Origin of the sequence: Paenarthrobacter sp. NPDC090522 (assembly GCF_044769225.1) — a bacterium.
In the GTDB taxonomy this organism is placed as follows: Bacteria; Actinomycetota; Actinomycetes; order Actinomycetales; family Micrococcaceae; genus Arthrobacter.
Genome location: NZ_JBIVXL010000008.1, coordinates 186,842 through 211,309, shown reverse-complemented (window position 1 = coordinate 211,309; position 24,468 = coordinate 186,842). Strand labels below are relative to the sequence as shown.

Here is a 24,468-nt window from a genome sequence, read left to right as displayed (position 1 = left end):
CTTTTCGCTTTCCGGATGATCTCCACGCCGAGTGGATATTCCGTTGTCCGGCCGCTGCCTAAAGTCGCTCTTAGGACAAGTATGACGTACGTCATATTTCCGCAACAGCATCGGAGGGAGGTGAGACCCGTGAAGAACATCAAACTGGTACATGATCGCCGCCAGGAGTGGGAACGACACTTCGAGGAGTGGGAACGCCAACTCCACCTGCCGGACACGCGACTGACGGCGGCGCCGTGGGTGGGATGGGTTGAAGAGACCGACGAACAGTATCCAGGCGACTGATTCCACGAACTGCGCATTCCGGATGATCCCCGCGCTTCGTGGATATTCGCGGACCGCATCGGCTCCCTAGAGTCTCTTTCAGGGCGGATATGACCCACGTCATAGTCCCGCTTCAGCACAATCCACAAAGGAGAGGGTTTGGCCATGTCAGGACTCGAAGGCAGGACGGCGATCGTCACCGGCGGAGCAACCAAGGTGGGCCAAGGCGTGGTTACCTCGCTCCGGGACGCAGGAGCCACCGTGGTGGTTGCCGACATAGACCCCGACGGCGGCACGCTCACCAAAGAGTTGGGCGACCGCATTCACTACTCCCACACAGACATCACCGACGACGCCGCCATCCAGGAACTCATCGAAGAGACCGTGGCGACGCACGGAAGCCTGGACGTCCTGGTGAACCTCGCCTGCACGTACAAAGACGACGGTGCAGGCTCCGGCCGGGCAGACTGGCTCGAGGCCCTCAACGTCAACCTGGTCAGCGCGGTGATGGCCGGCAACGCTGCCAGGCCGCACCTCAAGAAGTCCGGCCACGGCGTGATCATCAACTTCACATCCATCTCCAGCTCCGTCGCCCAAACCGGCCGCTGGCTTTACCCGGCCAGCAAAGCCGCACTGGTCCAGGTCACGCGCAGCATGGCCGTGGATTTCGCAGCCGACAATATCCGCGTCAACTCGGTCAGCCCGGGCTGGGTATGGAGCAACATCATGGATTCCCTCAGCAACGGAAACCTCGAAAAGACAGACTCCGTCGCGGCCCCGTTCCATGCCCTCAAGCGGGTGGGCCGGCCGCACGAGGTGGGTGACGTCGTCGCCTTCCTCGCGGGCGACCAAGCCAGCTTCGTAACCGGAGCCGATTGGGCGGTTGACGGCGGTTACTCCGCCCTGGGCCCCGAACGTGCCGAGGAAACCATCCCGCTCCTCGCTGCCAACTGAACACACACTCCATAGCTTCGAAGAACGTCCCACTACACAGAAGGACAAGAACCATGACGCAACGCCACATCACCATCGTCGGTGCCGGCCAGTCCGGTCTTCAACTCGGCATCGGCCTGCTGGACGCCGGGTTCCAGGTAACCACCATTTCCAACCGCACCCCGGACGAGATCCGGGACGGCAAAGTGGCCTCCAGCCAGTGCATCTTCCACAATGCCCTGGAACACGAGAAGGCCCTCGGGCTGGATTTCTGGCCGGACGCCCCCACAGTGGACGGCATCTCCTTCACCATCCCGCACCCCAAACTTCCGGGTGAAAAGGCCATCAACTGGGCCTCAAGACTGGACAACCACGCCAAATCCATCGACCAGCGCGTCAAGTTCCCCAAGTTCATGGAGGAGTTCGTCAATCGCGGCGGTGAACTGGTGTTTGAGGATGCCGGCGTTGAGGACCTGGAACGCTACGCAGTGAATTCCGAGCTGGTCATCGTCGCCGCGGGCAAGGGAGAGATCGCCCAGCTCTTCACCCGGGACGCAGAACGCAGTACTTACGATGCCCCGCAGCGCGCGCTTGCCCTTACTTACGTCACAGGACTGAAGCCCCGCGAGGAGTACTCCGCCGTTTCCTTCAACCTCATCCCCGGCGTGGGCGAATACTTCGTGTTCCCGGCCCTCACCACCACCGGACCGTGCGAAATCATGGTGTTCGAAGGCGTACCCGGCGGACCCATGGACTCCTGGAACGGGCTCTCGCCGGAGGAGCATTTGGCGAACTCCAAGAACATCCTGAAGACCTTCCTCCCGTGGGAAGCGGAACGCGCCACGGACGTGGAGCTGACTGACCCCAACGGCGTCCTGCAGGGCCGTTTTGCCCCCACCGTCCGCCACCCGATTGCCACGCTCCCCAGCGGCAGGCAGGTACTGGGCCTGGCCGACGTCGTGGTTTTGAACGATCCCATCACTGGCCAGGGGTCCAACAACGCGAGCAAGTGCGCGGCGTCCTACCTGGACAGCATCATCAAGCACGGCGCGGGCTCCTACGATGCCGCGTTCATGCAGGCCACGTTCGAGCGGTACTGGGATTATGCGCAGCACGTTGCCCAGTGGACCAATGCGTTGCTGGCTCCTCCCCCGCCGCACGTCCTGGAACTCCTGGGCGCAGCCAACCAAGCCCCGGAAATCGCCCACCGCTTCGCCAACGGCTTCAACCACCCGCCGGAGTTCCAGGAGTGGTTCATGTACCCGGATAAGGCCGCGGACTACCTCGCAAGCCTGCAAGCGGCCAAAGTTTAATAGCACACCCCTGCTAACAAGGACTCACCATGCGCACTATTGCAATCATCGGGGCCGGCGAATCCGGCGCCCAGCTGGCCTTGGGCCTGCAGCGGGAAGGCTATTCGGTCACGCTGTACTCGGACCGTTCGGCGGCCCAAATCCGCACCGGAAAGGTCATGTCCAGCCAGTGCATGTTCTCCACCGCACTCGACGCCGAGGCGCAGATGGGCACGGCGGTGCAGGGCTCCGAAGCGCCGGAAATCGGCTCCATCCGCTTCCGGGTGGAAGGCGGCGATTCCCTCGAGTGGGAGGCCCCGCTGGATGGCCCGGCCCGCTCCATCGACCAGCGCATCAAGAGCGCGCACTGGATCGAACGGTTCGTGTCCAATGGAGGCGACTTCCGGATCGAAAAGGTCACGCCCCGCATGCTCGAGGAGCTGTCCCGGGAGTATGAGCTGGTAGTCGTCAGCACCGGAAAGGGTGAGATCGGCCAGATCTTCCCGCGGGACAAGGCGAAGTCGCCTTTCGATCGTCCGCAGCGGGTCCTCGCGCTGAACTACGTCACCGCTAAGGGAACGGACGACGGCGGTGCTGCCGCCATCCGGATGTCCATGGCGCCGGGAGTGGGTGAGTTCTTCACCTTCCCGGGCCTCACAGTGTCCGGCCCCTGCCGCATGATGGTGTTCGAGGGCGTGGTGGGCGGCCCCATGGACTGCTGGACCGGCGTCGTCAGTCCTGAAGAACAGCTTGAGCGTTCCCTGCAGATCCTGCGCGACCATTTCCCGCATGAAGCCGCCGCGTTCGAGGACGCCAGGCTGACCGACGACGGTGCCACGCTTCTGGGCCGCATCACGCCTACGGTGCGTTCCGCCGTCGGGGAGCTGCCGAACGGCAGCGTGGTCTTCGGACTGGGCGACGCCGTCGTCCTCAACGACCCGCTGACGGGGCAGGGCTCCAACAACGCAACCCTGGCGGCCAAGTACTACCTCGATTCAATCCTTCGCCGCGGCCCGCAGGCGTTTGACCGCGAATGGATGGAGCGGACGTTTGACGAGTTCTGGCGGGGGTGGGGCCAATGGTCGGTGGCCTGGACCAACGATCTCCTCAAACCCAGGCGCGACCACCAAATGACCCTCCTGCGCGAGGCCGCGGAGCATCCGGCCCTGGCGGCCAGTATTGTGGCCGGCTTCGACGATCCGCGGACGTCATACCCATGGTGGTTCGATCCGACGGCTGCCGCCGACTTCATGCAGGCGCGGAAGGAGGAAGACTCGGCCGTTTTCGATGTCCGTGACTTCCGCAGTGCACTGGGCCAGTTCGCCACCGGCGTCACCGTGGTCACCACTGTGTCCCCTGACGGCCGCAAAGTGGGCATGACAGCCAACTCGTTCACCTCCGTTTCCATGGAACCGCCGCTGGTCCTGTGGTGCCCCAGCAAGCGGGCACCCAGCCTGACAGACTTCGAGGAAGCCTCGCACTTCGCCATCAACATCCTGGCCAGCGACCAGCACGTCCTCTCGCGGCAGTTCGCCACGCCCGCTACGGACAAGTTCGAGGGCGCCGACACAACCGAGGGCATCGCCGGGGTTCCGCTGTTGGATGGCGCCGTGGCCACATTCCAGTGCCGCACGGTGTCGCGCCACGATGCCGGCGACCATGTGATCTACGTTGGCGAAGTAGAGAGGTACAACAACGACGGCGGCGCTCCCCTCGTGTTCCACAGCGGCAAGTACCACGCCACCGCCAGCCACCCCGATTTCTGAGAGGCGTTGATCCATGAACGACGTTGCCATCATCGGCTCCGGCATCAATTCCCTGGTGGCCGCAGCGGAACTGGCACTGGACGGCAAGAAGGTGTGCCTGATCGAACAGGCCGACCGCCTGGGCGGCTTCATCCACTCGGGCGAACGGACCGTTCCCGGCTTCATCCACGATTCCTTTTCCTCGTGGCATCCGTTGTTCGTCTCCGGCGGGGCGTACGCCGCTTTGGGCGCTGAGCTGCACAAGCGCGGCTTGGAATACTGCAACACCGATGGCGCAGTGACGGCTTCCGTCGCCACGGATCCTGCCACCGGCGAGCACCGGGTGGTCGTCGCCCACCGGGATCCTGCTGAAACAGCGAAAGCGTTCAAGGAACCGCAGGACCAAGCGGCGTACTTGGCAATGTTGGATGACCTGGGCCGGCATGCGGGAACTGTCTTCGGGGCTTTCGGCGCAGAACTTCGCTCCCTCAAAGACGTGGCGAAGCTGGGCTTCGGAGCCCTGCGGACCGGGCGGCTCAAGGCGAACGAGGCGTTCATCCGGGACTCTGTCATGAGTGGCCGCAACTTCATCCGCAGCCGCTTCGATGGCTGGGAGACGGACCAACTGTGGTCCCCGTGGCTCCTGCACGCAGGGCTCGGCCCGGACCAGGCCACGGGAGGTGTCATGCTGCCCGTGATGGCGATGAGCATGCACGGCTTCGGGTTGCCCGTGGTGAAGGGCGGCGCCTCGCGGTTCGTTGCGGCGTTCGAATCGCTGCTGCGGGACAACGGTGTGCGGATCATGCTGGGTGCTGAGGCGCAGGAGATCCTCTCGGCGTCCGGCTCGGTGACAGGCGTGCGGACCTCGCAAGGAATCGTTCCCGCCTCGACTGTGCTGGCCAACGTGTCACCCCAGGCTCTCTACACGCGACTCCTGCCCAAAGCCCCCGAAGACCTCGCCGCTGCTGCCCGCAAGTACCAGAACGGCCGCGGCGCCATGCAGATCCACCTTGCCTTGGACAAGCCAGTGTCATGGCTGGACCCGCGGTTGAATGAGGTTCCGCTGGTCCATGTGAGCACCGGCTCGGACAGTACTGGCATTGCGTGCGCACAGGCGGAAGCAGGGTTGCTGCCGTCCGAGCCAACGGTAGTGGTCGGCCAGCAATACGTACTGGATCCGTCGAGGGCCCCCCAAGGCAAGGCAACCCTGTGGCTGCAGCTCCAGGAGGTTCCGTACTCGCCGATCGGTGATGCGGCCGGGGAGCTGTCCGTGGCAGGGGGCTGGACTCCGGAACTCAAGGCCGCCTACCTCCGCCGCGTCCTGGAACGCTTGGACGAGTTCGCCCCGGGTCTCAGTGCCACGGTCCTGGCCTCCGACGTCATCGCGCCGACCGACCTCGCAGCAGCCAATCCGAACGCGGTCAACGGGGATCCCTACGGCGGCTCGGCGGAGCTCTTTCAAAACCTGCTCTGGCGCCCGTTCCCACGGGCAGCGGGGCACCATACCCACGTCAAAGGACTCTGGCACATCGGGGCTTCGACGCATCCCGGCCCCGGCTTGTCCGGCGGTTCGGGGCATCTGGTTGCCCAACGCCTCACGTCCAAATCGTCCAAGAACACCACGCGATAGGAGAGAACAATGTCTGTTCTGGCCGGGCTTACTGCAGCCCTTTCCCAGGGTTCGGTGGAAATCATCGACCTCACCACCCCGCTCAGCTCCGAAACACCCATCATGAACCTGCCGCAGCCGTTCGCGAACACGGTTGGCCTGTCGGTTTCTCCGGTGAGCAATTTCGACGACGCCGGCCCGGCTTGGGCGTGGAACGACGTCACGGTGGGCGAGCACGCCGGGACGCACCTGGATGCCCCGGTCCACTGGATCACGGGCAAGGACGGAAAGTCCGTGGATCAGATCGAACCGCACCGCCTGGTGGGGCCGCTGGTGGTGATTGATAAGACGTCCGAGGCTGCCGCTGATCCGGACTTCCTCCTGGAACCTGAGCATTTTGAGCAGTGGCAGGCCGAGCATGGGCTCTTTCCGGAGAACTGCTGGGTGATTTTCCGGACCGGTTGGGCGGCCCGGGGTTCCGACGCTGCGGCTTTCGTCAACGCGGACGACGCCGGTCCCCACACTCCGGGGGTCTCCGCGGCAGGTGCCAAGTGGCTTGCAGGCAACGCTTCGATCAGCGGTTTCGGTGTTGAAACGGTGGGTATCGACGCGGGCCAGGCAGGTTCCTTGGACCCGATGTTCCCCGTCCATTCGTTCCTCCTGGGCGCGGACAAGTACGGTGTGACCTCGCTCCGGAACGTGGACCGCTTGCCGGTAACCGGCGCCACGCTGGTGGTTGCTCCGCTGCCGATTGTGGGTGGCACCGGCAGCCCGAGCCGGGTGTACGCGCTGGTGGAAAAGGGCACAGCGGAAAAGGGCGCGGTGGAGCGCGCATGAGCGGCGAGCCGGGGTTGAACGTGCAGGCCAGGGTTTCCACGCTCGTCGGGCGGACGCTGGCGAAGCTCGGCGTCGGGCATGTCTTCGGGGTAGTGGGCTCCGGCAACTTCGATGTGACCGGCACCCTCATGGCCGAGGGCGTCCCGTTCACGGCGGCCCGTCACGAGGGCGGGGCTGCGACCATGGCCGACGCCTATGGGCGGATGTCCGGGAAGGTTGGTGTGGTCACCACACACCAGGGCTGTGGACTGACCAACGCCATTACGGGAGTTGGCGAAGCAGCGAAGAGCCGCACGCCCATGATCGTGCTCACCGCGGACACCCAGGCCGCAGCCACAAGGTCCAATTTCAAGATCGACCAGGACTCACTCGCCCGGAGCGTCGGCGCGGTGGCCGAACGAATCCACTCCCCGGCCACGGCTGTTGCCGATACGGTCAGGGCGTTCCGGACCGCGGTCAATGAGCGGCGCACGGTGGTCCTCAGCCTGCCGCTGGATGTCCAAAGTGCCACCGCCGCGGACGAGGTGGGTGCCGTCGTCGTGCCTCAACCGCTGAAGGTGCGCCCCGACGCTGCCGCTGTCCAGGAACTGGTGGAATTGATCGCTGCGGCGGAGAGGCCCGTGTTCGTGGCCGGCCGTGGCGGGCGGGGTGCCCGGGAGGAAATCCTGGCACTGGCACGCCATGCCGGTGCGCTGGTGGCGACGTCCGCGGTGGCGAGCGGGCTGTTCAACGGCGACTCGCACAACCTCGGGATTTCCGGCGGGTTCTCCTCGCCCTTGACGGCTGAGCTGATCAGCGGCGCGGACCTGATTGTCGGCTGGGGGTGCACGCTGAATATGTGGACCATGCGGCACGGGAGGCTGATCTCGCCGGGCACCAAGGTGGTCCAGGTCGACGTCGAGGATGCCTCGCTGGGCGCCAATCGTCCCATCACGCTGGGTGTGCTGGGTGATTCGGCGCTGACCGCGGCCGATGCGCTGGCGGTCTTGCAATCCGTCCAGGCGGAGCCGGTTGGGAAGTACCGCAGCGAGGAGAACGCCCTGGCCATCAAGGAAGGCTCACGGTGGCGGGACGTGGAGAACCCGGACCTGTCCACTCCCACGAGGATTGACCCGCGGGTGCTGAGCCGGGAGTTGGATTCGTTGCTGCCTGCAGAGCGGATCGTGTCCGTGGATTCGGGCAACTTCATGGGCTACCCCAGCCAGTACCTTGCCGTGCCGGACGAGTTCGGGTTCTGCTTCACGCAGGCTTTCCAGGCGATCGGACTGGGCCTCTACACGGCGATCGGCGCGGCCGTGGCGCAACCGGACCGGCTGCCTGTGCTCGGTGCGGGTGATGGCGGGTTCCTCATGGGCATCAGCGAACTTGAAACCGCCGTGCGAATGAAGCTGCCGCTGGTGTGCATCGTCTACAACGACGCCGCGTACGGGGCCGAAGTGCATCACTTCGCACCCCAAGCGCCGGAAGAAAGCCTGGCCAGCGTGGTGTTCCCCGAGACGGACATCGCCGCGATCGCCCGTGGGTTCGGGGCGGACGGGGTGACCGTCCAAACCGCAGGTGACCTGGCCGCCGTCGAACCCTGGCTGGCCGCCTACCGCGCCGGGACGCAAACCAAACCGCTCGTCATCGACGCCAAGATCGCCTCAGACGGCGGATCCTGGTGGCTGGCCGAGGCCTTCCAAGGCCACTAACGCCCCGGCCACCCAACTGAGTAGCAGTAGAGCGCGTTTTGACGGTTCAAAACGCGCTCTACTGCGACCTACTTGGGTACTAAGCGTCGACTTCCGTGTTCACGATGTACACGTCGCACGGAGCGCCGTGGGCAACGCTGTTCGCGATGCTGCCCAGGACGCGGCCCAGGCCCTTCATGCGCTTGTTGCCCACCACAATCAGGGTTGCCTTGTTCGCCTCGGCGTAGTTGATCAGCGCGCTGGCCGGGTTGCCACGGGCAGCGAAGTACTTGACCTTGCCTTCCGGAACATCGAGCTCCTCGGAGACTTTGCGGGCAACGTACTCGGCGGAGTCTGCCGAGGAAACGGTGATCCGGTCGCTGCCGCTGCCGAATTCCTCGATGCGGTCATCGGAGAACCCGCTGACCACATGCAGCTCGCCTCCGAGTGCGGTGGCCATCTTCGCTGCGGCAATGGCCGCCCGCTTGGCCGTTTCGCTGTTGTCAACGCCGACAACGATCACTTCTGACATGAGTGCTCCTCATAGATCGATTGGGTGGTGCTGCAAGAAAATCTACACGTCATCACCGGCAGGGACGAGCAATGACCAAGCCGGAAAAAGATCTCTGGCCGCACGAAGATCCGTGGGCTAGTCTGCATGAACGGCCTGCCTGGCGGGTCCGATTTTCCGAAGGATTCGTAAGACGATGATGAGGAGCACCATGTCCGGCCACACTTACAGCGTTTCCGAAATTGTAGGAACTTCCTCCGAGGGCGTTGACGACGCCATCAAGAACGGCATTGCCACCGCCTCCCAGACCCTGCGGAACCTGGATTGGTTCGAAGTGAAGGAAATCCGCGGCCACCTCGAGGACGGTGCCGTGGCTGACTGGCAGGTCACCATCAAGCTTGGCTTCCGTCTGGAACGCTAGGCCCCCGCTTCGAGCCGCTGGTTAATGCCGGTGTTCCTCGGGAACATCGGCATTAACTGTCACCTCGGAGGAACCCGCCTCGCCAAAGCTGCCCAGCAGCGTCAAAGCGTCCGACGACGGCGAACCGGCCTTCGCGGAATACACCCTCAGGTGCTGGTCGGCGTCGTCCGGGAGACCCAGGGTTTCAAAGTTCAGTTCAAGGTCGCCCACCAAAGGGTGGTGCAGCCTGACGGTGCCTGCCGAGCGCGTGGCAACCCGGTGCCCTGCCCACCATTGGCGGAAATGTTCGCTGTGGACGGCGAGTTCACCCACGAGCTGGTTGGTCTGGGGATCGTTGGGGTGGCGTCCCACATCCATCCGCAACGAACCCACAGCCTCGGCAGCCACGGTTTTCCAATCACGGAACAACGTTCCTGCCCGCGTGTCGAGGATCAGCCAACGCGTCAGGTTGCGCTCGGCGGAAGGCAAGGAGGTGAAATCCGTAAACAGCAGGCTTGCCATGCGGTTGGCAGCCAGCACGTCCGTCCTGCGGCCCAGGACCATGGCCGGGACATCGCCCACGGCATCAAGCAATTGCCGGATCGCCGGACGTACCTTCTGCACCGGGCCCGGGCCAGCTGCAGAATTGGCACAGTGGGCCAACAGGTCCATCATGTGCGCCTGCTCCCCTGCATCCAGGCGGAGGGCACGGGCCACGGAATCAAGGACCGCCTTGGACGGATGGATGTTCCGGCCCTGTTCCAGCCGCGTGTAGTAGTCGGTGCTGACGCCGGACAACCTGGCAACTTCCTCGCGGCGAAGACCCGGAACCCTGCGGGAGCCGGTGGAACCCAAGGCGCCGGCGTCCTCCGGGGAGAGGCGCGCACGCATGACTTTGAGGAATTTTCCGAACTCGGCGCTTTGACCCATCCCTCCATTCTGCCCGCGTCCTCGCCCGCGAGGCCACCACTTTGGGTAGGACTGCCAGACCTAGGAAAAACAGGATCACGCAGCGGGGCTGACTCACGGATGAAATCTGCATAGGCTCAGTACAGAGCCCATTGAAAACGCTTTCTGGAATCGCGGCTTTACCTGAATCATTCGAAGGAGACTTTCATGCCAGAGCTGACCTTGAACAACGGCGTCACCATCCCGCAGCTCGGATTCGGCGTCTTCCAGGTTCCTCCCGGAGAAACGCAGAAGGTGGTGGAAGACGCGCTTGAGGCCGGGTACCGCCACATCGATACCGCCGCCGCCTACCGCAATGAGGCCGGCGTGGGCGCAGCCATCGCGGCCTCGGGCCTTTCCCGCGAGGAACTCTTCATCACCACCAAGCTCCGTAACGGCGAGCAGGGCGAGGCCTACGACGCTTTCCAGCGAAGCCGCGAGGCATTGGTCCTGGAAGTCGTGGACCTGTACCTCATACACTGGCCGGTCCCGTCGCAGGGGCTGTACACCCAGGCATGGAAGGAGATGGAGAAGCTCCATCAGGACAAGCAGATCCGCGCCATCGGTATCTCCAACTTCCTTTCGGACCATGTGGACACCCTGCTCAAGGAAGCCGATGTGGTTCCCGCAGTGAACCAGATCGAACTCCACCCGACGTTCCAGCAGGCGGACCTGGCCACGAAGTGCCGCGGCTTGGGCATCGCCGTCGAGGCCTACAGCCCGCTGGGCCAGGGCAAGGACCTGAACGCCGAGCAAGTGGCCCTGGTTGCGGCCGCCCACGAGACCACCCCGGCACAGGTCATCCTGGCGTGGCACCTCGCCCAAGGCACCATCGTGATCCCCAAGTCAGCGGATTCGAACCGCATGCGGGAGAACCTCGGCGCCGCAGACCTGACACTCACCGAATCCGAACTTGCCGCCGTCACCGCACTGGAGGCGGGCGCCCGCATCGGTTCCGATCCCGCCGTCGCGGCTTTCACACAGTTCTAGAGAGAAGGACGTAACTGACATGCAGTACACGCACCTGGGCCGCTCCGGCCTCAAAGTTTCCCGGCTGTGCCTCGGCACCATGAACTTCGGCCCCAAGACCGAAGAAGCGGCTTCCCATTCGATCATGGATTCCGCCCTGGATTCCGGCATCAACTTTTTCGATACCGCCAACGTCTACGGTGGCACCGAACACCGCGGCTGGACCGAGGAGATCATCGGACGCTGGTTCGCGAAGGGCGGCGAGCGCCGAGAACGGACCGTCCTCGCCACCAAGCTCTACGGCACCATGACGGACCGGCCGAATGAATCGAAGCTGTCCGCACTCAATATCCGGCGGGCCCTCGATGCCAGCCTGAAGCGCCTCCAGACGGACTACATCGATATCTACCAGTTCCACCACATCGACCGCGATACTCCGTGGGACGAGATCTGGCAGGCCATTGAGGTAGCCGTCCAGCAGGGCAAGATCCTGTACTCCGGCAGCAGCAACTTTGCCGGTTGGCACATCGCGCAGGCCCAGGAAGCCGCGCGCCGCCGCAACTACACCGGCCTGGTCAGCGAACAGTCCATCTACAACCTGTTCCGCCGTGAGCTGGAGCTTGAGGTCATCCCCGCAGCCCAGCAGTACGGGCTGGGCCTCATTCCCTGGTCTCCCTTGCAGGGTGGCCTTCTGGGCGGTGTGCTGAAGCAGCAGGAACAAGGCGTCCGCCGCTCCGAGGGACGGGCCCTGGAGACCCTCAAAAAGCACGAGGGCCAGATCCGGCAGTACGAAGACTTCGCCGATGAACTGGGACACGCACCCGGCGATGTCGCTTTGGCCTGGCTGCTCCACCAGCCGGCCGTGACTGCACCGATCGTGGGCCCACGCACGCAGGAGCAGCTGGACTCCGCAATCCGCGCGCTGGATGTCACCCTCAACGACGATGCCCTCAAGCGGCTGGATGACATCTTCCCGGGCCACCGCCCCGCACCCGAGGACTACGCCTGGTGAGCAGCGTCCTCCCCGAAACGGGCACCGTCCCGCCGCGGAACATCCTGTTCATTGGCGGGACCGGCGTCATCAGTGCGTCGGCGGCTGAACGCGCCGTCGCATTTGGCCACCGGCTGACCATCCTCAACCGCGGACGGTCAGCCGGGCGGCCGGTTCCTGAGGGCGCCGAGGTTCTCCACGCGGATGTGCGCGACCCCGCGGCCGTGCGGGAGGTGCTTGGCGGACGGGAGTTCGACGCCGTTGCGGACTTTATCTCCTACGCTCCCGATCAGGCGCGGGCCGGCTTGGACTTGTTCCGCGGGCGGACAGGACAGTACGTGTTCATCAGTTCCGCTTCCGCCTACCAGAAGCCGCCAACTACCCTGCCGATCCGGGAGTCCACGCCCCTGAAGAACCCTTTTTGGCAGTACTCAAGGGACAAGATTGCCTGCGAGGAGATCTTCTTCAAGGCTTATCGGGAGCAGGATTTCCCGGTGACGGTGGTACGTCCTTCGCACACTTATGACCGCACCAAGATTGCGATGGTGGGCGGCTGGACGGACATTCACCGGATGCGCGCCGGACTGCCGGTCATGGTGCATGGGGATGGAACGTCGCTCTGGACGCTGACCCACAGCCGTGACTTCGCGAAGGCCTTTGTTGGGCTCCTTGGCCGGCCGCAGGCAATCGGCGAAAGCTACACCATCACCTCGGACGAGTTCCTTCCCTGGAACCAGGTGTACCGTTTGCTCGCGCGGGCCGCGGGGGTTCCCGAACCGGAGTTGTTCCACGTTTCCTCGGAGACAATTGCTGCCCACAGCACCGAACTCGGGCCGAACCTGCTGGGCGACCGGTCCCATTCCGTGGTGTTCGACAACTCCAAGATCAAGGCATTGGTTCCGGATTACGCGGCGACCATTCCCTTCGCCGACGGTGCCAGGGAGATCGTGGACTGGCATGACAGGCACCCTGAACTGCAAGTGGTGAACCAGGAGTTCATGGAGTTGACTGACAGGCTCCATGACTGGTCGCGCCGCAGCTTGTTGCCAACAACTGCCTCACCAGCGTAGAAAACAAGTAACCTTTCTTTCGTTTCAGCAAAGGAGATCGCGCCCATGGCCGCTGCCCCGCTCATCGAACTCAACGATGGCTTCAAGATCCCCCAGTTGGGCCTGGGCACGTGGCCGCTGAACGATGCCCAGGTTGCGGAGGCCGTGGTGGAGGCCGTCTCCCGCGGCTACCGGCACATCGATACCGCGGTGAAATACGGGAACGAAACCGGAGTGGGCAATGGGATCCGGAACAGTGGGGTGGACCGGAACGAACTGTTCATCACCACCAAGCTCGACGGTGAATTCCAGGGCTCCGGCAAGGCCGTTGCGGGCCTGGACGGTTCCCTCAAGCGGCTGGGCCTGGACTACGTGGACTTGCTGTTGATCCACTGGCCGCTGCCGCGCCGCGACGAGTTCGTCTCCACGTGGAAGACCTTCGAGGAATTGCAGGCTTCGGGCAAGGTCCGCTCCATTGGGGTTTCCAACTTCAAACCTGCACATTTGGACCGGCTCTTCGCAGAGACGGACATCATCCCGGCGGTCAACCAGATCCAGGTGAGCCCGTCGATCCCCCGTGCCTTGGCCCGCGACTTCAACCAGAGCCACGGCATCGTCACGGAGTCCTACAGCCCACTGGGTGCCAGCAGCGAACTGCTCAATGCCCCGGTGCTGGCAAGAATCGGCGAAAAGCACGGCAAGTCGCCCGGCCAGGTGGTTCTCCGCTGGCATGTGCAGCAAGGCTTGGTGGCGATACCGAAGACCTCCAATCCGCAGCGCATGCAGGAGAACCTGGACGTCTTCGGCTTCGAACTGGACCAGGACGATCTTGCTGGCCTGCAAACCCTCGACGGCGGCCCGGACGCGGGCGTCGACTCCGACGTCCAGGGACACTGAGCGCCGCTGATGACCACTGTGCTTTGGACCGGTTGCTACACCGCCGACCGCGACGGCAACGGCGAAGGAATCGGCGCGCTGACGGCCGATGACAAGGGCGGACTCACTCACCTGGGCCTGGCCGTTGCCGCCAATTCACCATCCTTCCTGGCTGTGCATCCCAGCCGGCCCGTGGTCTACGCGGTTGCCGAGGAGGGCAAGATGGTGCGGGCCTTCCGGCGGACCGGGGTGGCTGAACTGGAGCCGTTCGGCGAACCTTGGCCTGCCGGGGAGGCGGCGTGCCACGTTGCCGTGGATCCCCAGGGCCGCTTCATCGTCGTCACCTGCTGGGGTGACGGGCAAGTGATCCTTTACGAACTGGACGACGACGGCGCCATCACCTCCCGCGCCAGTGCGGAGGCCGCCGTCGACCCCCACCGCACCGATGGGGACGAGCCGCGGCCCAGCCGCGCACATTCGTCACTGATGCTTCCCGACGGCCGGATCCTCACAACCGATCTGGGGCATGACCTGGTCCGCGTCTGGACATACCGGCCAGGCGAGGGGCTCAGTTCCGACCACCACGTTGTGTTGCCCAAAGGCTCCGGCCCACGGCACATGGCCAGGCACTCGAGCGGCACGGTTTTCGTGGACACCGAATACTCCGTTGAGGTGGCGGCGATCCGGCCGGGGCCCCAGGGAATCCTTGAGCTCGCCGAGGTGATTCCCGCCAGCGTGAACAAAGCGTACGACGGCGACTCGGCGGCTGAGATTGCCATCTCACCGGACGGCCGCTTCGCCTATGTGGGGGTGCGCGGCTCCAACCGGATCTGCGTCCTGCAGGTTGGCGGCGACGGCGGCCTGGCACCCGTGGCCGATGTGCCCAGCGGCGGTGACCGGCCACGGCATCACCTGGTCCGCGACGGCTGGCTGTACGTGGCGCACGAAGGCTCCAACGACGTCGTAAGTTTCAGCCTCGACCCGAGCACTGGACTGCCGGACGGCCCTGTCAGCCGCGTGGAGACCGGCTCGCCAAGTGCGCTGATCCCAGCCGTCCCTTAAACGCCGAGCTGGCATTGAGTGCCAATGCTCCGCTCAAACATTGGCACCAAATGCCAGCTCGGTGATTCCTAGGCAGCCCACACCTCAACATCGTCGGTGCCGCAGAGGAGTTTGCGGCCACCCGGCTCCAGGACAACCCACAGGAGTTCCTGGTGCTGGGAAATGTCGTCTACCCGTCCTGTTCCCGCGCCCCAGGCTACGTCGTAGATCCACACCGGGTCTCCGGACTTCAGCCCGGTCCATTCGGTGGCGGGAACGTGCCGGTAGTCCTCCGGCCTGCTGAGGATGCTCCTGCTCATGCCGAAATATCGGCGGCTGAACGGCGCCGCCACACCGTGGCAACCCCGTTGTGCGCCGGCAGGACGTGCCCCTCCGGGAAAACCTGGACGGCATCCGGCTCGGAATCCGGGCTCCACAAGCCCGACGCCGGGCAGTGGGAACCGGTGGGCATGACGCGGGTGGCTCGTTCGCGCAGGAGGGCGATGCTCTTCATCGTTGAATCTCATCCTTGGTAGCTGGGGTTTGGTGCGGTGTGAAGCAGATCTCCTCAACCCTATGAAACTTGGACGCCCTTTGTTATGGGCAAATGCATAAGGTTTGTGCACAGTTCCGTGCACTTGACCAGCACAATCGAGGGCTTAAAACGCCAAAGGCCCGCAGGTCCCCACATCGGGGTCCTGCGGGCCTTCTTTTCGCTTCTACTTGTAGCTCAGGCTGAGCAGCATCGCCTTGAGCTGCGCGTACTGCTGCGTGCCCATCCAGGCCTTCGCTGCGGCGGGGGTGGCGAAGGTGGGCTGCTTTTCGAAGTCGAAGTACACGTACGCGTTCATCATGCCGTTCCCCACCGGAACCTGGTTGGTGCCGGATGTTGTGAGCCCGGGTTCCAGCATGGAGGCAACCCGCACGTCCATCGCGTAGTACGGAGGCCCGTCAACAGGTCCAGTGCGCGGCGAAGGCATTCCCTCATAGGCCGGGCCGTCGTAAGGGACGTATTGCGACTGGTTCGAGAAGAATCCAAACTCCACTCGCTCCCCTGTGGTTGCTTTAACACCGGAAACCACGGCACGGTCGTACACCGTTCGGTCCACATTGCCTGCCGTGCCATCTCCGTACATGCCGCTGTTGATGATCGCCACCTTGGCGCCCGACTCGTCGAAGATGGTCGCTCCAACGGACGCAGCCTTGGCCTCCTCCGAAAGGTATGGCCCCTGCTCCGTCGTTACAGTCCAACCAGCCGGATAGGTGAAGGACAGATGCCCGTCAGGGAAGGTGAACGTTTTGAGTGTCGGAGCCTGCACCGGCGGGACGACCGGAGCCGTGGCCACAGCGGATGTGGTGGGCGTCGGCGCTTGGGTGCTTGCCGCCGTCGGGGTTGCCGAAGGCGTCGCGGATGGTGTGGGTGTGGCCGATGCCGTTGCCGAAGCGGTGGGAGTGGGCGTATCCACGGTCACTGCCGGCGCAGGCATGGAGCTGGCCGGGCCGAAGTTCGAGGCCACCAACACACCGGCCGTGACTGCGGCCGCCCCCAACAGCAGGCCGCCGGCAATCCGCGCTTTGCGGAGTCGGCGTTCCTCCAGCGACGGGACGCTCTTCAGCGGGTTCGTGTCGCTGTAAACCGTGGAGCCGGAGAGCATCTTGTGCAGGGCTTCTTCACCGTTTGGCTCCGTGGCGGGATCGAACGGGTCGATTGCGGCAATCTGGTTCTTGATCGGATCCATTGTCAGACCCCCAACTTTTCTGTAGTCGTCTCGGAACCTGCAGGCAGTTGTTTCCGGAAAGCAGTCCGGGCTCGGTGCAGCCGGACCTTTGCAGCCGATTCGCTGCACTGGAGGACCTGGGCGATTTCGGCGCACCCCAAACCGTCCCAGTAAGCCAATTGAAGGATGTCGCGGTCCTTCTCACGCAGCCGTGCCATCGCGTCCTGGACCGCCACGTTGCCGGAGTCATCCCCGAACCGCTGCACCGCCGTCGTACGCAACTTTTCCTGGAGTGCGTGCTGGCGGTCGCGGCTGCGGTAGGCATTACCTACCAGGTTGCGGGCGATGCTCAACAAATAGGGAAGCTCTGGCCGGCTGTCATCGGACCATTTCTGCCACACCACACGAAAGACATCGGCGGCGATTTCCTCTGCCACCTCTACCGACTCGACGCGTCGGCCAACAAACCTGAAGACGGCTGGGTAGCTGTCTTTATGAATGGCGATAAACGCCAATAGTTTCCGGCCGCCGCCCCCGGGTTACAGTCTGCGCGAAGATTCTGCTGGATCATTCGCAACCGCACCCGAAGGAAGCCCGGATTTGCGCGGCTTACTGGGGGGAGCCAGACGGATGATCCAGCAAAATCTGTCCACGGCCAGATAGATTCAACCCATGGTGACAACAGGACCGGCCGTTGACTGGGCACGCAAGCAGGTAGACCGGGGCCGGGTGCCGGTGGGGGTTCTCGGCATCGCTTCCAGGCACGGCATCGAGGACATCGTGGCCTTCGGCAGCGACGCCGGCCGCCAGGCCGCAACGGATGACCATTTCGCGCTCTTCTCCGTGACGAAACCCATCACAGCTTTGACGGTCATGCGGCAGGTGGAGCTGGGGCGCCTGACCCTTGGCACGCCATTGTTCGCGGCTGTCCCCGGCTTCGGTGCCGACCGGACGGACACAGTCACCTTGGAGCATCTGCTCAGCCACCGTTCCGGGATCACGGATCCGGATATCGACGGCGGCACTCCCCTCCGCGAAGCGCTCACCCACGCGGGGCAGACTTTCTACGCGGGCTCGTTGGTCCAGTACTGCAACCTCGCGTTCGAAGGTGCCGCGGCGATGGCCGAGTGGGCCGGCGAGCTGCCGTTCGAGCAGCAACTCCTTGCCCTCGCAGCAGACACCGGCGCCCACGGCCTGACTTTTGACGCCGACCGCAATCCACACACAGTGCACGTGGACAGCACGCCCGGCCTGAACGTGGAGGCGATGCACAAGAACCGGCACCCCGGCGCGGGGCTCTTCGGAACAGCGGCAGACTTGCTCAGCCTGGGTACCGAACTCCTGCGGGACTCCGGCAAAGCCGTGCAGCCCGCGACCTATGCGGCCATGCGTCGGCCCCGGACCAAGGACGTCCCCTTCATCAGTGTCCTGCCCAGCCCTCGGCGCCACACCGCCCTCGGCTTCCAAATGCCGGCCAACGAATCCGAACTCTCGGCGAGAGAGATCCACGGACATCCCGGATGGTCCGGCACCGAGTGGTGGATGCTGCCCGAACAGGACCGCTGCGTCGTATCCCTGACGAACGTGTTGGACACGCCGGACCTTGGAGTGGACACCACCGAACTGTTGAACGCAGTGGCTGCGTAATAGCCGCATGTACTCCGCAGGCGGGTCAGGCAGTGGGCTTCACTCGCCCACGCCACGCGGAGACAGCCCACACCAGCAGCAGCAAAGCCACCAGGATCAGTCCGGCGTCGCCGAGGTCGATCTCCCCGAGCCACGTGGTCAGGGGATCTTCGAGGTCAAAGGCGGCGTTCACGAACCCGCCCAGCGTGATCACTGAGATGAACAGGGCAGAAACCGCAGAGATGCCCGTGATCACGGCGTTGAAGCCCAGTTTGCGCTGCGGGTTGTGGATGGCCGATGTGTACATCCTCATCATGGCCACGCCGTTCGCGGAATCGCACAGGGTCATGGCCGCGGTGAATGCCAGCGGGAGGGCCATCAACGCGAGGGGCGAGACTCCGGCGAGCGACGCCGTCGTGGTGATGACCAGCAGCCCGATGGTGGTGGCGGTATCGAATCCCAAGCCGAACAGGAAACCGATCACGTAGATGTTCCGCGGCCGCTGCACCTTGGACAGCGGCTTGGCGAGGAGCCGGGCCACGAAGCCTTTCGCTTCGAGATCCTCCGGGCGGACCTCACCCCCGGACTGGACGTTGCGGTAGACCTGCGTTGCGCGAATAAATGCCGAGCCGTTGAACAACCCCATGACCAGCAGGAACAGGCCGGACACACCACTGCCGATCAGCCCCAGGACCTTGTTGCCGGTGGTTCCGTCCTCCATGAACTGCCCGATCATCGTGGCACCCGCCACCACCAGCAAACCGGCCAGGACCACCACGGAACTGTGGCCCAGGCTGAAAGCGAAACCGACACTCACCGGGTCCTTGCGTTGCGCCACGAACTTCCGGGTGGAGTTGTCGATCGCGGCGATGTGGTCCCAGTCGTAGCTGTGCTTGATGCCGGCCACGTACGCGGTGACCACCAGGCCAAGAGCCAGCGGTTGCGCGCTTCCGGCCGAGCCCACCAGCAGAAGCACGACGGCGGCAGCATGCAAAGCGGTTACGGCACCGAACGTGAAAAGCAGCCGGGTTCGCAAGGACAGCGTGTCCCGCTCCCGGTACATGGCGGCGAAGTCAGTCAGTGTTGTCATCAATACTTCCTTAGGTTCAAGGGCTCCTGCCCAAACCAGCGCTTCCGCAGAAGGCCTGTGCAGGCGCCCAGCAATTCGTTGAGTTCCTGGGTGCTGTTCGACAACGCGCGCAATATCAGGCCGGTGGTCCCGCCGACGCTGATGGTCAATGAAACACCCGAATGTGTGTTGTAGTCACGGATTATCCGGTCCAGTTGGTCGGCCAACTCCTGGTCCACCCGCGGGTCCACCACGATCAGGGATCCCAGGTGGCTGAAGCCCTCCATGAACCCCATGCCCGTCACGTCACTTAGTGGAGGACGGACCAGGAGGTTGTCGAGGGCAAGCAGCTTGGCGCCGTCCGGGGTTTCGACCCGGATCTCGTTCCGGAGCCGCAATTCCTCGTACTTGAAATCGGCGCCGTCGGGCGACCAGCCCGGCGTGATGACTTCGGCCATGACAAGGCTCGACGTCGGGTGGAGGCTGATGTGCGAAACCTGCCTGTAGCTGGCCTCCCGGTACGCAATGAGCTGGTCCGGAACCAGCTCCAGCCGAGCGCCCTCCCCCAGCCGCAAGCCCATGCGCTGCTCGGCAAACGAGCCCGGAGTCCGATAGATCTTGGTAGCCGACTGCGTAGTGAGGAGCAGGTCAGCCCCGGCCTCCACCTCCACATCGATCAGGAACAGATCCGCCCCCAAATAGGCCCCGCCAGGATTGACCATGACATAGCAAACCTGGCCACTCTGGTCCAAGTAATGCGGCCGCAAAACCCGCAAAGCCCCCTCATGGAACTGCCGCGAAGCCACGGACCGCCCACCCCGCACACTGACGCCAAGCTCCAACCGCCCCCGCACAGGCCGACCCACAGCAGCCAACCTCGCGCGAGGCTCTACGTTCCCCAAAGAGGCGGTCGAGGTCTGGGACGGCGCGTTCACGCGCGACCCTCGCACCGTGACCTGGTCGCAAAGGCGGCTGAGCCGGATTTTTGGGCCGCGGCGTGGCGGGCATCGCGAAGCGGGCACGGCCCAAAATCCGGCGAAGCCGCCGTCCCCAGCACCCTCACTGTGCCAAGTCGAGCATGAGGACGTCCCGCTTGATCCAGCCCAGGACCTCCTCCAGCCCCTCATCCGTCTTCAGGTTCGTAAAGCAGAACGGCTTGTTGCCGCGGAATTCCTTAGAGTCCCGTTCCATGATGGACAGGTCCGCTCCAACATGCGGGGCCAGGTCCGTCTTGTTGATGATGAACAGATCGGACTTGATCATCCCCTGCCCGGCCTTGCGGGGGATTTTCTCGCCCTGCGCTACGTCGATGATGTAGATCGAGAAGTCCACCAGTTCGGGGCTGAACGTGGCGGAGAGGTTGTCGCCGCCGGATTCGACGAAGATCACCTGCAGGTCCGGATGCCGCTGTTTGAGCTGCTCGATCGCGGCGGTGTTCATGGACGTGTCTTCACGGATAGCCGTATGCGGGCAGCCACCGGTTTCGACGCCGATGATCCGGTCCTCGGGCAGGATTCCGTTGGCGGCGAGGATTTTGGCGTCCTCGATCGTGTAGATGTCGTTGGTGATGGCGGCCATGGAGATGTCGCCGCTCATGTGGCGGGTGATGCGCTCCACGAGTTGGGTCTTTCCCGCTCCGACGGGTCCGCCGATGCCGATGATGATGGGCTCAGTCATGTGTCCTCCTTGGTTAGCTCATGAACATGCGGGCGCGTTGCCGCTCGTGCCGCATTTGTGAAATTTCCAGTCCGGGGCTCACTGCCCCGAAGTCGTCCCAGCTGAGGTGCGGGACAACCTCGACGGCGGCAGCAACGGCGTCGTGCGCGTTCCGCAGCACCCGCTGCCCGGCGTTCTGGCCGAGCGGAATGGCGCGTACCGCGTTTTGCGTGAGGGAGGTGACGGTCGCGAAGAAGTACGCGGCCAATGCCTCGCCGAGCGGCACCCCGAGCGAACGCGCGACGACGGCGAACGCCAGCGGCTGATGACCGGCGGCACGGCCTCCACTCACCAAGGTGCGGTAGGTGTCGAGTTCGGGAGAGGGGAACACCTCGCGCCCGATCTCGAGCAAACGGCCACCCATTTTGCAGGAGGCCTCGCGGACCTCGCGCGCCAAGAGGGTTCCGCTCAGGAGCTGGTCCAGCTCCGCCAGATCAACGCCTTCATAGCAGAACCTGATTGCCAGGCCTTCCGAGTACGTGAGCTGTTGTGCCACGAAAGCACCCAGCCAGCGTCCGAAGGAGGCCTCGTCCGCCACGAGTTCGCGGTCGATGTACGTTTCGAATCCGAGGGAATGGGCGAACGCCCCCGTGGGCAACGCCGAGTCGGTCAGTTGCTGGAGCGCCAGCTGGTAATCAGTGCGTGTGTTCTGCATGGCGGAATGGCACCGGCATCACCCGCTCCTGCCTGTCATAGGGAACGCCAACATGCTTGAGATAGTCCTCGACCGTGTGGTCGTACTGGCACACCATGACTTCGGCGCCGTATTCGGAGGACGCCTCAAAGAACTGTGCCTGCAAATGCCGGTTTCCCAGGGAGTGTGCCACGACGCCCATTTCGTGGATGGTGCGGGGCGCGATCACCAGCACGTCGCTGGGCAGCACGGAGATGACAATCAGGTTGGCCTCTTCGATGGCGAGGATGTCTCCGTCGCGAAGGTCGCCGGTTCCGGAAGGGAGGCGGATGCCGAGTTCCTTGCCGTGGTCCGTGGTAACGCGTTGGATGCGCTTGACCAGCAGCGCGCTGGGGAGCACCACTTTTTCCTTGTGGTGTCCCGCGTAGGTGTTGTGGGGCAGCTCGTGGAGGTTGCCCAGGATTTTTTCGATGATCATGGTTGTCCTAGAAGAGGAAGTAGCGCTGCGCCATGGGCAGCACATCGGAGGGTTCGCAGGTCGCTTCGACGCCGTCCACGGTGACCTTGTAGGTTTCGGGATCCACCACGATGTCCGGGGTTTCGCCGTTGTGCTTCAAATCCGCTTTGCGTACGTCGCGGATTCCGCTGACAGGACGGATGACCCGTTCCAGGCCAAGTTCCCCGGGGACCCCGGCCTCAATGGCAGCCTTGGACAGGAACGTGATGGACGATTGCTGGAGGGCCTTGCCGTACGTGGCGAACATGGGCCGCATAGTGCGTGGCTGGGGTGTAGGGATGGAACCGTTGGAATCGCCCATGAGGGCATAGGCGATCTGGCCGCCCTTGATCACCACTTCCGGTTTCACACCGAAGAACGCCGGATCCCACAGCACCAGGTCCGCGAACTTTCCGGGTTCCACTGAGCCGATACTGTCCGCCATGCCCTGCGCGATGGCCGGGTTGATGGTGTATTTGGCCACGTAGCGCTTGAGGCGGAAGTTGTCGCTGTCCGGCGAGCCGTGCACTTCACCGGAGGGATCGTTGAGGACTCCCCTTTGGCGCTTCATCGCGTCGGCCACTTGCCAAGTCCGCGTGACCACTTCGCCCACGCGGCCCATGGCCTGGGAGTCGGAGGAGGTGATCGCGAAGACGCCAAGATCGTGGAGCACATCTTCGGCGGCGATGGTTTCGGCCCGGATGCGGGAGTCCGCGAACGCCACGTCCTCGGGAATGTCCGGGTTGAGGTGGTGGCAGACCATGAGCATGTCCAGGTGCTCTTCGATGGTGTTCTTCGTGTACGGCAGCGTGGGATTGGTGGAAGCCGGAAGGACGTTGGGCAGCCCGGCGATCTTGATGATGTCCGGGGCGTGGCCGCCGCCGGCACCTTCGGTGTGGAAGGTGTGGATGACCCGTCCGTCAATCGCAGCAATGGTGTCTTCCACGAAGCCGCACTCGTTCAGGGTGTCCGTGTGGATGGCCACCTGGATGTCGTATTCGTCGGCCACGCGCAGGGACATGTCGATGGACGAGGTGGTGGCACCCCAGTCCTCATGGACTTTGAGGCCGACGGCACCCGCGCGGATCTGCTCTGCGAGGGGCTCGACGGCGGACGCGTGACCCTTCCCGAAGATGCCGATATTGATGGGCAGTCCTTCAACGGCCTGCAGCATCCGGGAGATGTGCCAGGGGCCGGGGGTGATGGTGGTGGCCTTGCTGCCCTCGGCGGGCCCGGTCCCGCCACCGACCATGGTGGTCACGCCGTTGCAGAGCGCGGTGGGGACCTGCTCCGGGGAGATGTAGTGGATGTGGGTATCGATGCCGCCGGCGGTGAGGATCTTCCGTTCCCCGGCGATGATCTCGGTACTGGCACCGATCACGATGTCCACGCCGTCGGTGATCTGCGGGTTGCCGGCCTTGCCGATCTTGAAGATGTGGCCATCCTTGAGGGCAACATCGGCCTTGTAGATACCGGTGTAGTCCAACACGATCACGTTGGTGATGACGGTATCCGGAATGTCCTCCGCGCGGGTCAACTGCCCGTTCTGGCCCATGCCGTCGCGGATCACCTTGCCGCCGCCGAACACCACTTCCTCGCCGTACGCTGTGTAATCCTTCTCGATCTCGAGGAACAGCTCCGTGTCCGCCAAGCGGATGGCATCGCCGGTGGTGGGGCCGTAAAGCTCGGAGTATTGCTTGCGTGAAATTTCGAAGCTCATTCAGCGTCTCCTTCGGTGACGGGCGCACCCGGGCGCGTGCCGCCGTCGAGCTTTCCATTAACTGCGTTACTCAGCCCGAAGACTTCGCGCGTACCCGCCAGATTGATCAAGTGGACGGTCTTGGTGTCGCCGGGTTCGAAGCGTGCTGCGGTGCCGGCAGGGATGTCGAGGCGGCGGCCATAGGCGGCCTCGCGGTCGAATTCGAGGGCGCCGTTCGCTTCAGCAAAGTGGTAGTGCGAACCGATCTGGACGGGACGGTCGCCGCGGTTCACTATCTCGACGGCGATCGCGTCACGGCCGCTGTTGCAGACGATGGCTCCGGTTTGGAGCCGGTACTCTCCGGGGATCATGCGG

Annotated in this window: 27 protein-coding genes; 14 read left to right on the top strand and 13 right to left on the bottom strand. The window is 64.1% G+C overall.

Annotated elements, in window-relative coordinates:
• Positions 1 to 129: 129 nt before the first annotated feature.
• The 7 genes from ACIQT2_RS12730 to ACIQT2_RS12700 all read left to right on the top strand — a co-directional run bounded on the left by ACIQT2_RS12730 (position 130) and on the right by ACIQT2_RS12700 (position 8,371).
• Positions 130 to 285, top strand: coding sequence for a hypothetical protein (locus ACIQT2_RS12730; protein ID WP_400335305.1), 156 nt, complete (start codon positions 130 to 132; stop codon positions 283 to 285).
• Between the two features lie 144 nt (positions 286 to 429).
• On the top strand, positions 430 to 1,218 hold the full coding sequence (locus ACIQT2_RS12725; protein WP_400335302.1) for an SDR family oxidoreductase: 789 nt from the start codon (positions 430 to 432) through the stop codon (positions 1,216 to 1,218).
• A gap of 53 nt (positions 1,219 to 1,271) precedes the next feature.
• Positions 1,272 to 2,510 carry a styrene monooxygenase/indole monooxygenase family protein gene (locus tag ACIQT2_RS12720; RefSeq protein WP_402946834.1) on the top strand — a complete coding sequence of 413 codons (1,239 nt, stop codon included), beginning with the start codon at positions 1,272 to 1,274 and terminating at the stop codon, positions 2,508 to 2,510.
• 29 nt (positions 2,511 to 2,539) lie between these two features.
• Entirely contained in the window at positions 2,540 to 4,255 is a 1,716-nt protein-coding gene (locus ACIQT2_RS12715) for a flavin reductase (protein ID WP_402946831.1), read from the top strand.
• Between the two features lie 13 nt (positions 4,256 to 4,268).
• Positions 4,269 to 5,864, top strand: a complete 1,596-nt coding sequence (locus ACIQT2_RS12710) for a phytoene desaturase family protein (protein WP_402946829.1) — start codon at positions 4,269 to 4,271, stop codon at positions 5,862 to 5,864.
• Between the two features lie 9 nt (positions 5,865 to 5,873).
• Positions 5,874 to 6,680 (top strand): cyclase family protein, encoded by an 807-nt coding sequence (locus ACIQT2_RS12705; protein ID WP_402946826.1) that lies wholly within the window; start codon positions 5,874 to 5,876, stop codon positions 6,678 to 6,680.
• Positions 6,677 to 8,371 (top strand): thiamine pyrophosphate-binding protein, encoded by a 1,695-nt coding sequence (locus ACIQT2_RS12700; RefSeq protein ID WP_402946823.1) that lies wholly within the window; start codon positions 6,677 to 6,679, stop codon positions 8,369 to 8,371. Before ACIQT2_RS12705 ends, ACIQT2_RS12700 begins: the two co-directional genes overlap by 4 nt.
• Before the next feature lie 79 nt (positions 8,372 to 8,450).
• On the opposite strand, the gene ACIQT2_RS12695 is transcribed toward ACIQT2_RS12700, so the two are convergent.
• Positions 8,451 to 8,882 carry a universal stress protein gene (locus ACIQT2_RS12695; protein WP_400335288.1) on the bottom strand — a complete coding sequence of 144 codons (432 nt, stop codon included), beginning with the start codon at positions 8,880 to 8,882 and terminating at the stop codon, positions 8,451 to 8,453.
• A gap of 190 nt (positions 8,883 to 9,072) precedes the next feature.
• Between ACIQT2_RS12695 and ACIQT2_RS12690 the strand changes: the two genes are divergently transcribed.
• Positions 9,073 to 9,282 carry a dodecin gene (locus tag ACIQT2_RS12690; RefSeq protein ID WP_400335286.1) on the top strand — a complete coding sequence of 70 codons (210 nt, stop codon included), beginning with the start codon at positions 9,073 to 9,075 and terminating at the stop codon, positions 9,280 to 9,282.
• A 21-nt stretch (positions 9,283 to 9,303) separates the two neighbouring features.
• Here the strand turns inward: ACIQT2_RS12690 and ACIQT2_RS12685 are convergent, their stop codons facing one another.
• Complete coding sequence (locus ACIQT2_RS12685; protein WP_400335284.1) at positions 9,304 to 10,191, bottom strand: helix-turn-helix transcriptional regulator; 888 nt, start codon at positions 10,189 to 10,191, stop codon at positions 9,304 to 9,306.
• A gap of 186 nt (positions 10,192 to 10,377) precedes the next feature.
• On the opposite strand from ACIQT2_RS12685, the gene ACIQT2_RS12680 reads away from it, so the two are divergent.
• The 5 genes from ACIQT2_RS12680 to ACIQT2_RS12660 are packed head-to-tail and all read left to right on the top strand — an operon-like array spanning position 10,378 to position 15,156.
• Positions 10,378 to 11,199, top strand: coding sequence for an aldo/keto reductase (locus ACIQT2_RS12680; RefSeq protein ID WP_402946819.1), 822 nt, complete (start codon positions 10,378 to 10,380; stop codon positions 11,197 to 11,199).
• A 19-nt stretch (positions 11,200 to 11,218) separates the two neighbouring features.
• Positions 11,219 to 12,190, top strand: a complete 972-nt coding sequence (locus ACIQT2_RS12675) for an aldo/keto reductase (RefSeq protein WP_402946816.1) — start codon at positions 11,219 to 11,221, stop codon at positions 12,188 to 12,190.
• Positions 12,187 to 13,239, top strand: a complete 1,053-nt coding sequence (locus ACIQT2_RS12670) for an SDR family oxidoreductase (RefSeq protein ID WP_402946813.1) — start codon at positions 12,187 to 12,189, stop codon at positions 13,237 to 13,239. The genes ACIQT2_RS12675 and ACIQT2_RS12670 overlap by 4 nt, the downstream gene beginning before the upstream one ends.
• Before the next feature lie 45 nt (positions 13,240 to 13,284).
• Positions 13,285 to 14,115 (top strand): aldo/keto reductase, encoded by an 831-nt coding sequence (locus ACIQT2_RS12665; protein WP_402946810.1) that lies wholly within the window; start codon positions 13,285 to 13,287, stop codon positions 14,113 to 14,115.
• Positions 14,116 to 14,124: 9 nt separating this feature from the next.
• On the top strand, positions 14,125 to 15,156 hold the full coding sequence (locus ACIQT2_RS12660) for a lactonase family protein (RefSeq protein WP_402946807.1): 1,032 nt from the start codon (positions 14,125 to 14,127) through the stop codon (positions 15,154 to 15,156).
• A 68-nt stretch (positions 15,157 to 15,224) separates the two neighbouring features.
• Here ACIQT2_RS12660 and ACIQT2_RS12655 read toward each other — a convergent pair whose 3' ends face one another.
• The 4 genes from ACIQT2_RS12655 to ACIQT2_RS12640 all read right to left on the bottom strand — a co-directional run bounded on the left by ACIQT2_RS12655 (position 15,225) and on the right by ACIQT2_RS12640 (position 17,368).
• Positions 15,225 to 15,455 (bottom strand): hypothetical protein, encoded by a 231-nt coding sequence (locus ACIQT2_RS12655; protein WP_400335275.1) that lies wholly within the window; start codon positions 15,453 to 15,455, stop codon positions 15,225 to 15,227.
• On the bottom strand, positions 15,452 to 15,649 hold the full coding sequence (locus ACIQT2_RS12650; RefSeq protein ID WP_397325095.1) for a hypothetical protein: 198 nt from the start codon (positions 15,647 to 15,649) through the stop codon (positions 15,452 to 15,454). Before ACIQT2_RS12650 ends, ACIQT2_RS12655 begins: the two co-directional genes overlap by 4 nt.
• Positions 15,650 to 15,854: 205 nt before the next feature.
• Positions 15,855 to 16,874 (bottom strand): hypothetical protein, encoded by a 1,020-nt coding sequence (locus ACIQT2_RS12645; RefSeq protein ID WP_402946804.1) that lies wholly within the window; start codon positions 16,872 to 16,874, stop codon positions 15,855 to 15,857.
• 2 nt (positions 16,875 to 16,876) lie between these two features.
• The gene (locus ACIQT2_RS12640; RefSeq protein WP_402946802.1) at positions 16,877 to 17,368 is read right to left on the bottom strand and encodes an RNA polymerase sigma factor; all 492 of its coding nucleotides are present in this window, start codon (positions 17,366 to 17,368) and stop codon (positions 16,877 to 16,879) included.
• A gap of 157 nt (positions 17,369 to 17,525) precedes the next feature.
• On the opposite strand from ACIQT2_RS12640, the gene ACIQT2_RS12635 reads away from it, so the two are divergent.
• The gene (locus tag ACIQT2_RS12635; RefSeq protein WP_402946799.1) at positions 17,526 to 18,500 is read left to right on the top strand and encodes a serine hydrolase domain-containing protein; all 975 of its coding nucleotides are present in this window, start codon (positions 17,526 to 17,528) and stop codon (positions 18,498 to 18,500) included.
• 25 nt (positions 18,501 to 18,525) lie between these two features.
• On the opposite strand, the gene ACIQT2_RS12630 is transcribed toward ACIQT2_RS12635, so the two are convergent.
• The 7 genes from ACIQT2_RS12630 to ACIQT2_RS12600 all read right to left on the bottom strand — a co-directional run bounded on the left by ACIQT2_RS12630 (position 18,526) and on the right by ACIQT2_RS12600 (position 24,464).
• Complete coding sequence (locus ACIQT2_RS12630; RefSeq protein ID WP_402946797.1) at positions 18,526 to 19,569, bottom strand: HoxN/HupN/NixA family nickel/cobalt transporter; 1,044 nt, start codon at positions 19,567 to 19,569, stop codon at positions 18,526 to 18,528.
• On the bottom strand, positions 19,569 to 20,270 hold the full coding sequence (locus tag ACIQT2_RS12625) for an urease accessory protein UreD (RefSeq protein ID WP_402946794.1): 702 nt from the start codon (positions 20,268 to 20,270) through the stop codon (positions 19,569 to 19,571). The genes ACIQT2_RS12630 and ACIQT2_RS12625 overlap by 1 nt, the downstream gene beginning before the upstream one ends.
• Positions 20,271 to 20,607: 337 nt before the next feature.
• Positions 20,608 to 21,225 carry an urease accessory protein UreG gene (ureG, locus tag ACIQT2_RS12620; protein ID WP_400335265.1) on the bottom strand — a complete coding sequence of 206 codons (618 nt, stop codon included), beginning with the start codon at positions 21,223 to 21,225 and terminating at the stop codon, positions 20,608 to 20,610.
• 13 nt (positions 21,226 to 21,238) lie between these two features.
• On the bottom strand, positions 21,239 to 21,919 hold the full coding sequence (locus ACIQT2_RS12615) for an urease accessory protein UreF (protein WP_402946791.1): 681 nt from the start codon (positions 21,917 to 21,919) through the stop codon (positions 21,239 to 21,241).
• Positions 21,900 to 22,376 carry an urease accessory protein UreE gene (gene ureE, locus ACIQT2_RS12610; RefSeq protein ID WP_402946789.1) on the bottom strand — a complete coding sequence of 159 codons (477 nt, stop codon included), beginning with the start codon at positions 22,374 to 22,376 and terminating at the stop codon, positions 21,900 to 21,902. Before ureE ends, ACIQT2_RS12615 begins: the two co-directional genes overlap by 20 nt.
• 7 nt (positions 22,377 to 22,383) lie before the next feature.
• Positions 22,384 to 24,114 (bottom strand): urease subunit alpha, encoded by a 1,731-nt coding sequence (ureC, locus tag ACIQT2_RS12605; protein ID WP_402946787.1) that lies wholly within the window; start codon positions 24,112 to 24,114, stop codon positions 22,384 to 22,386.
• Positions 24,111 to 24,464, bottom strand: a complete 354-nt coding sequence (locus ACIQT2_RS12600) for an urease subunit beta (RefSeq protein WP_402946785.1) — start codon at positions 24,462 to 24,464, stop codon at positions 24,111 to 24,113. The genes ureC and ACIQT2_RS12600 overlap by 4 nt, the downstream gene beginning before the upstream one ends.
• Positions 24,465 to 24,468: the final 4 nt, after the last annotated feature.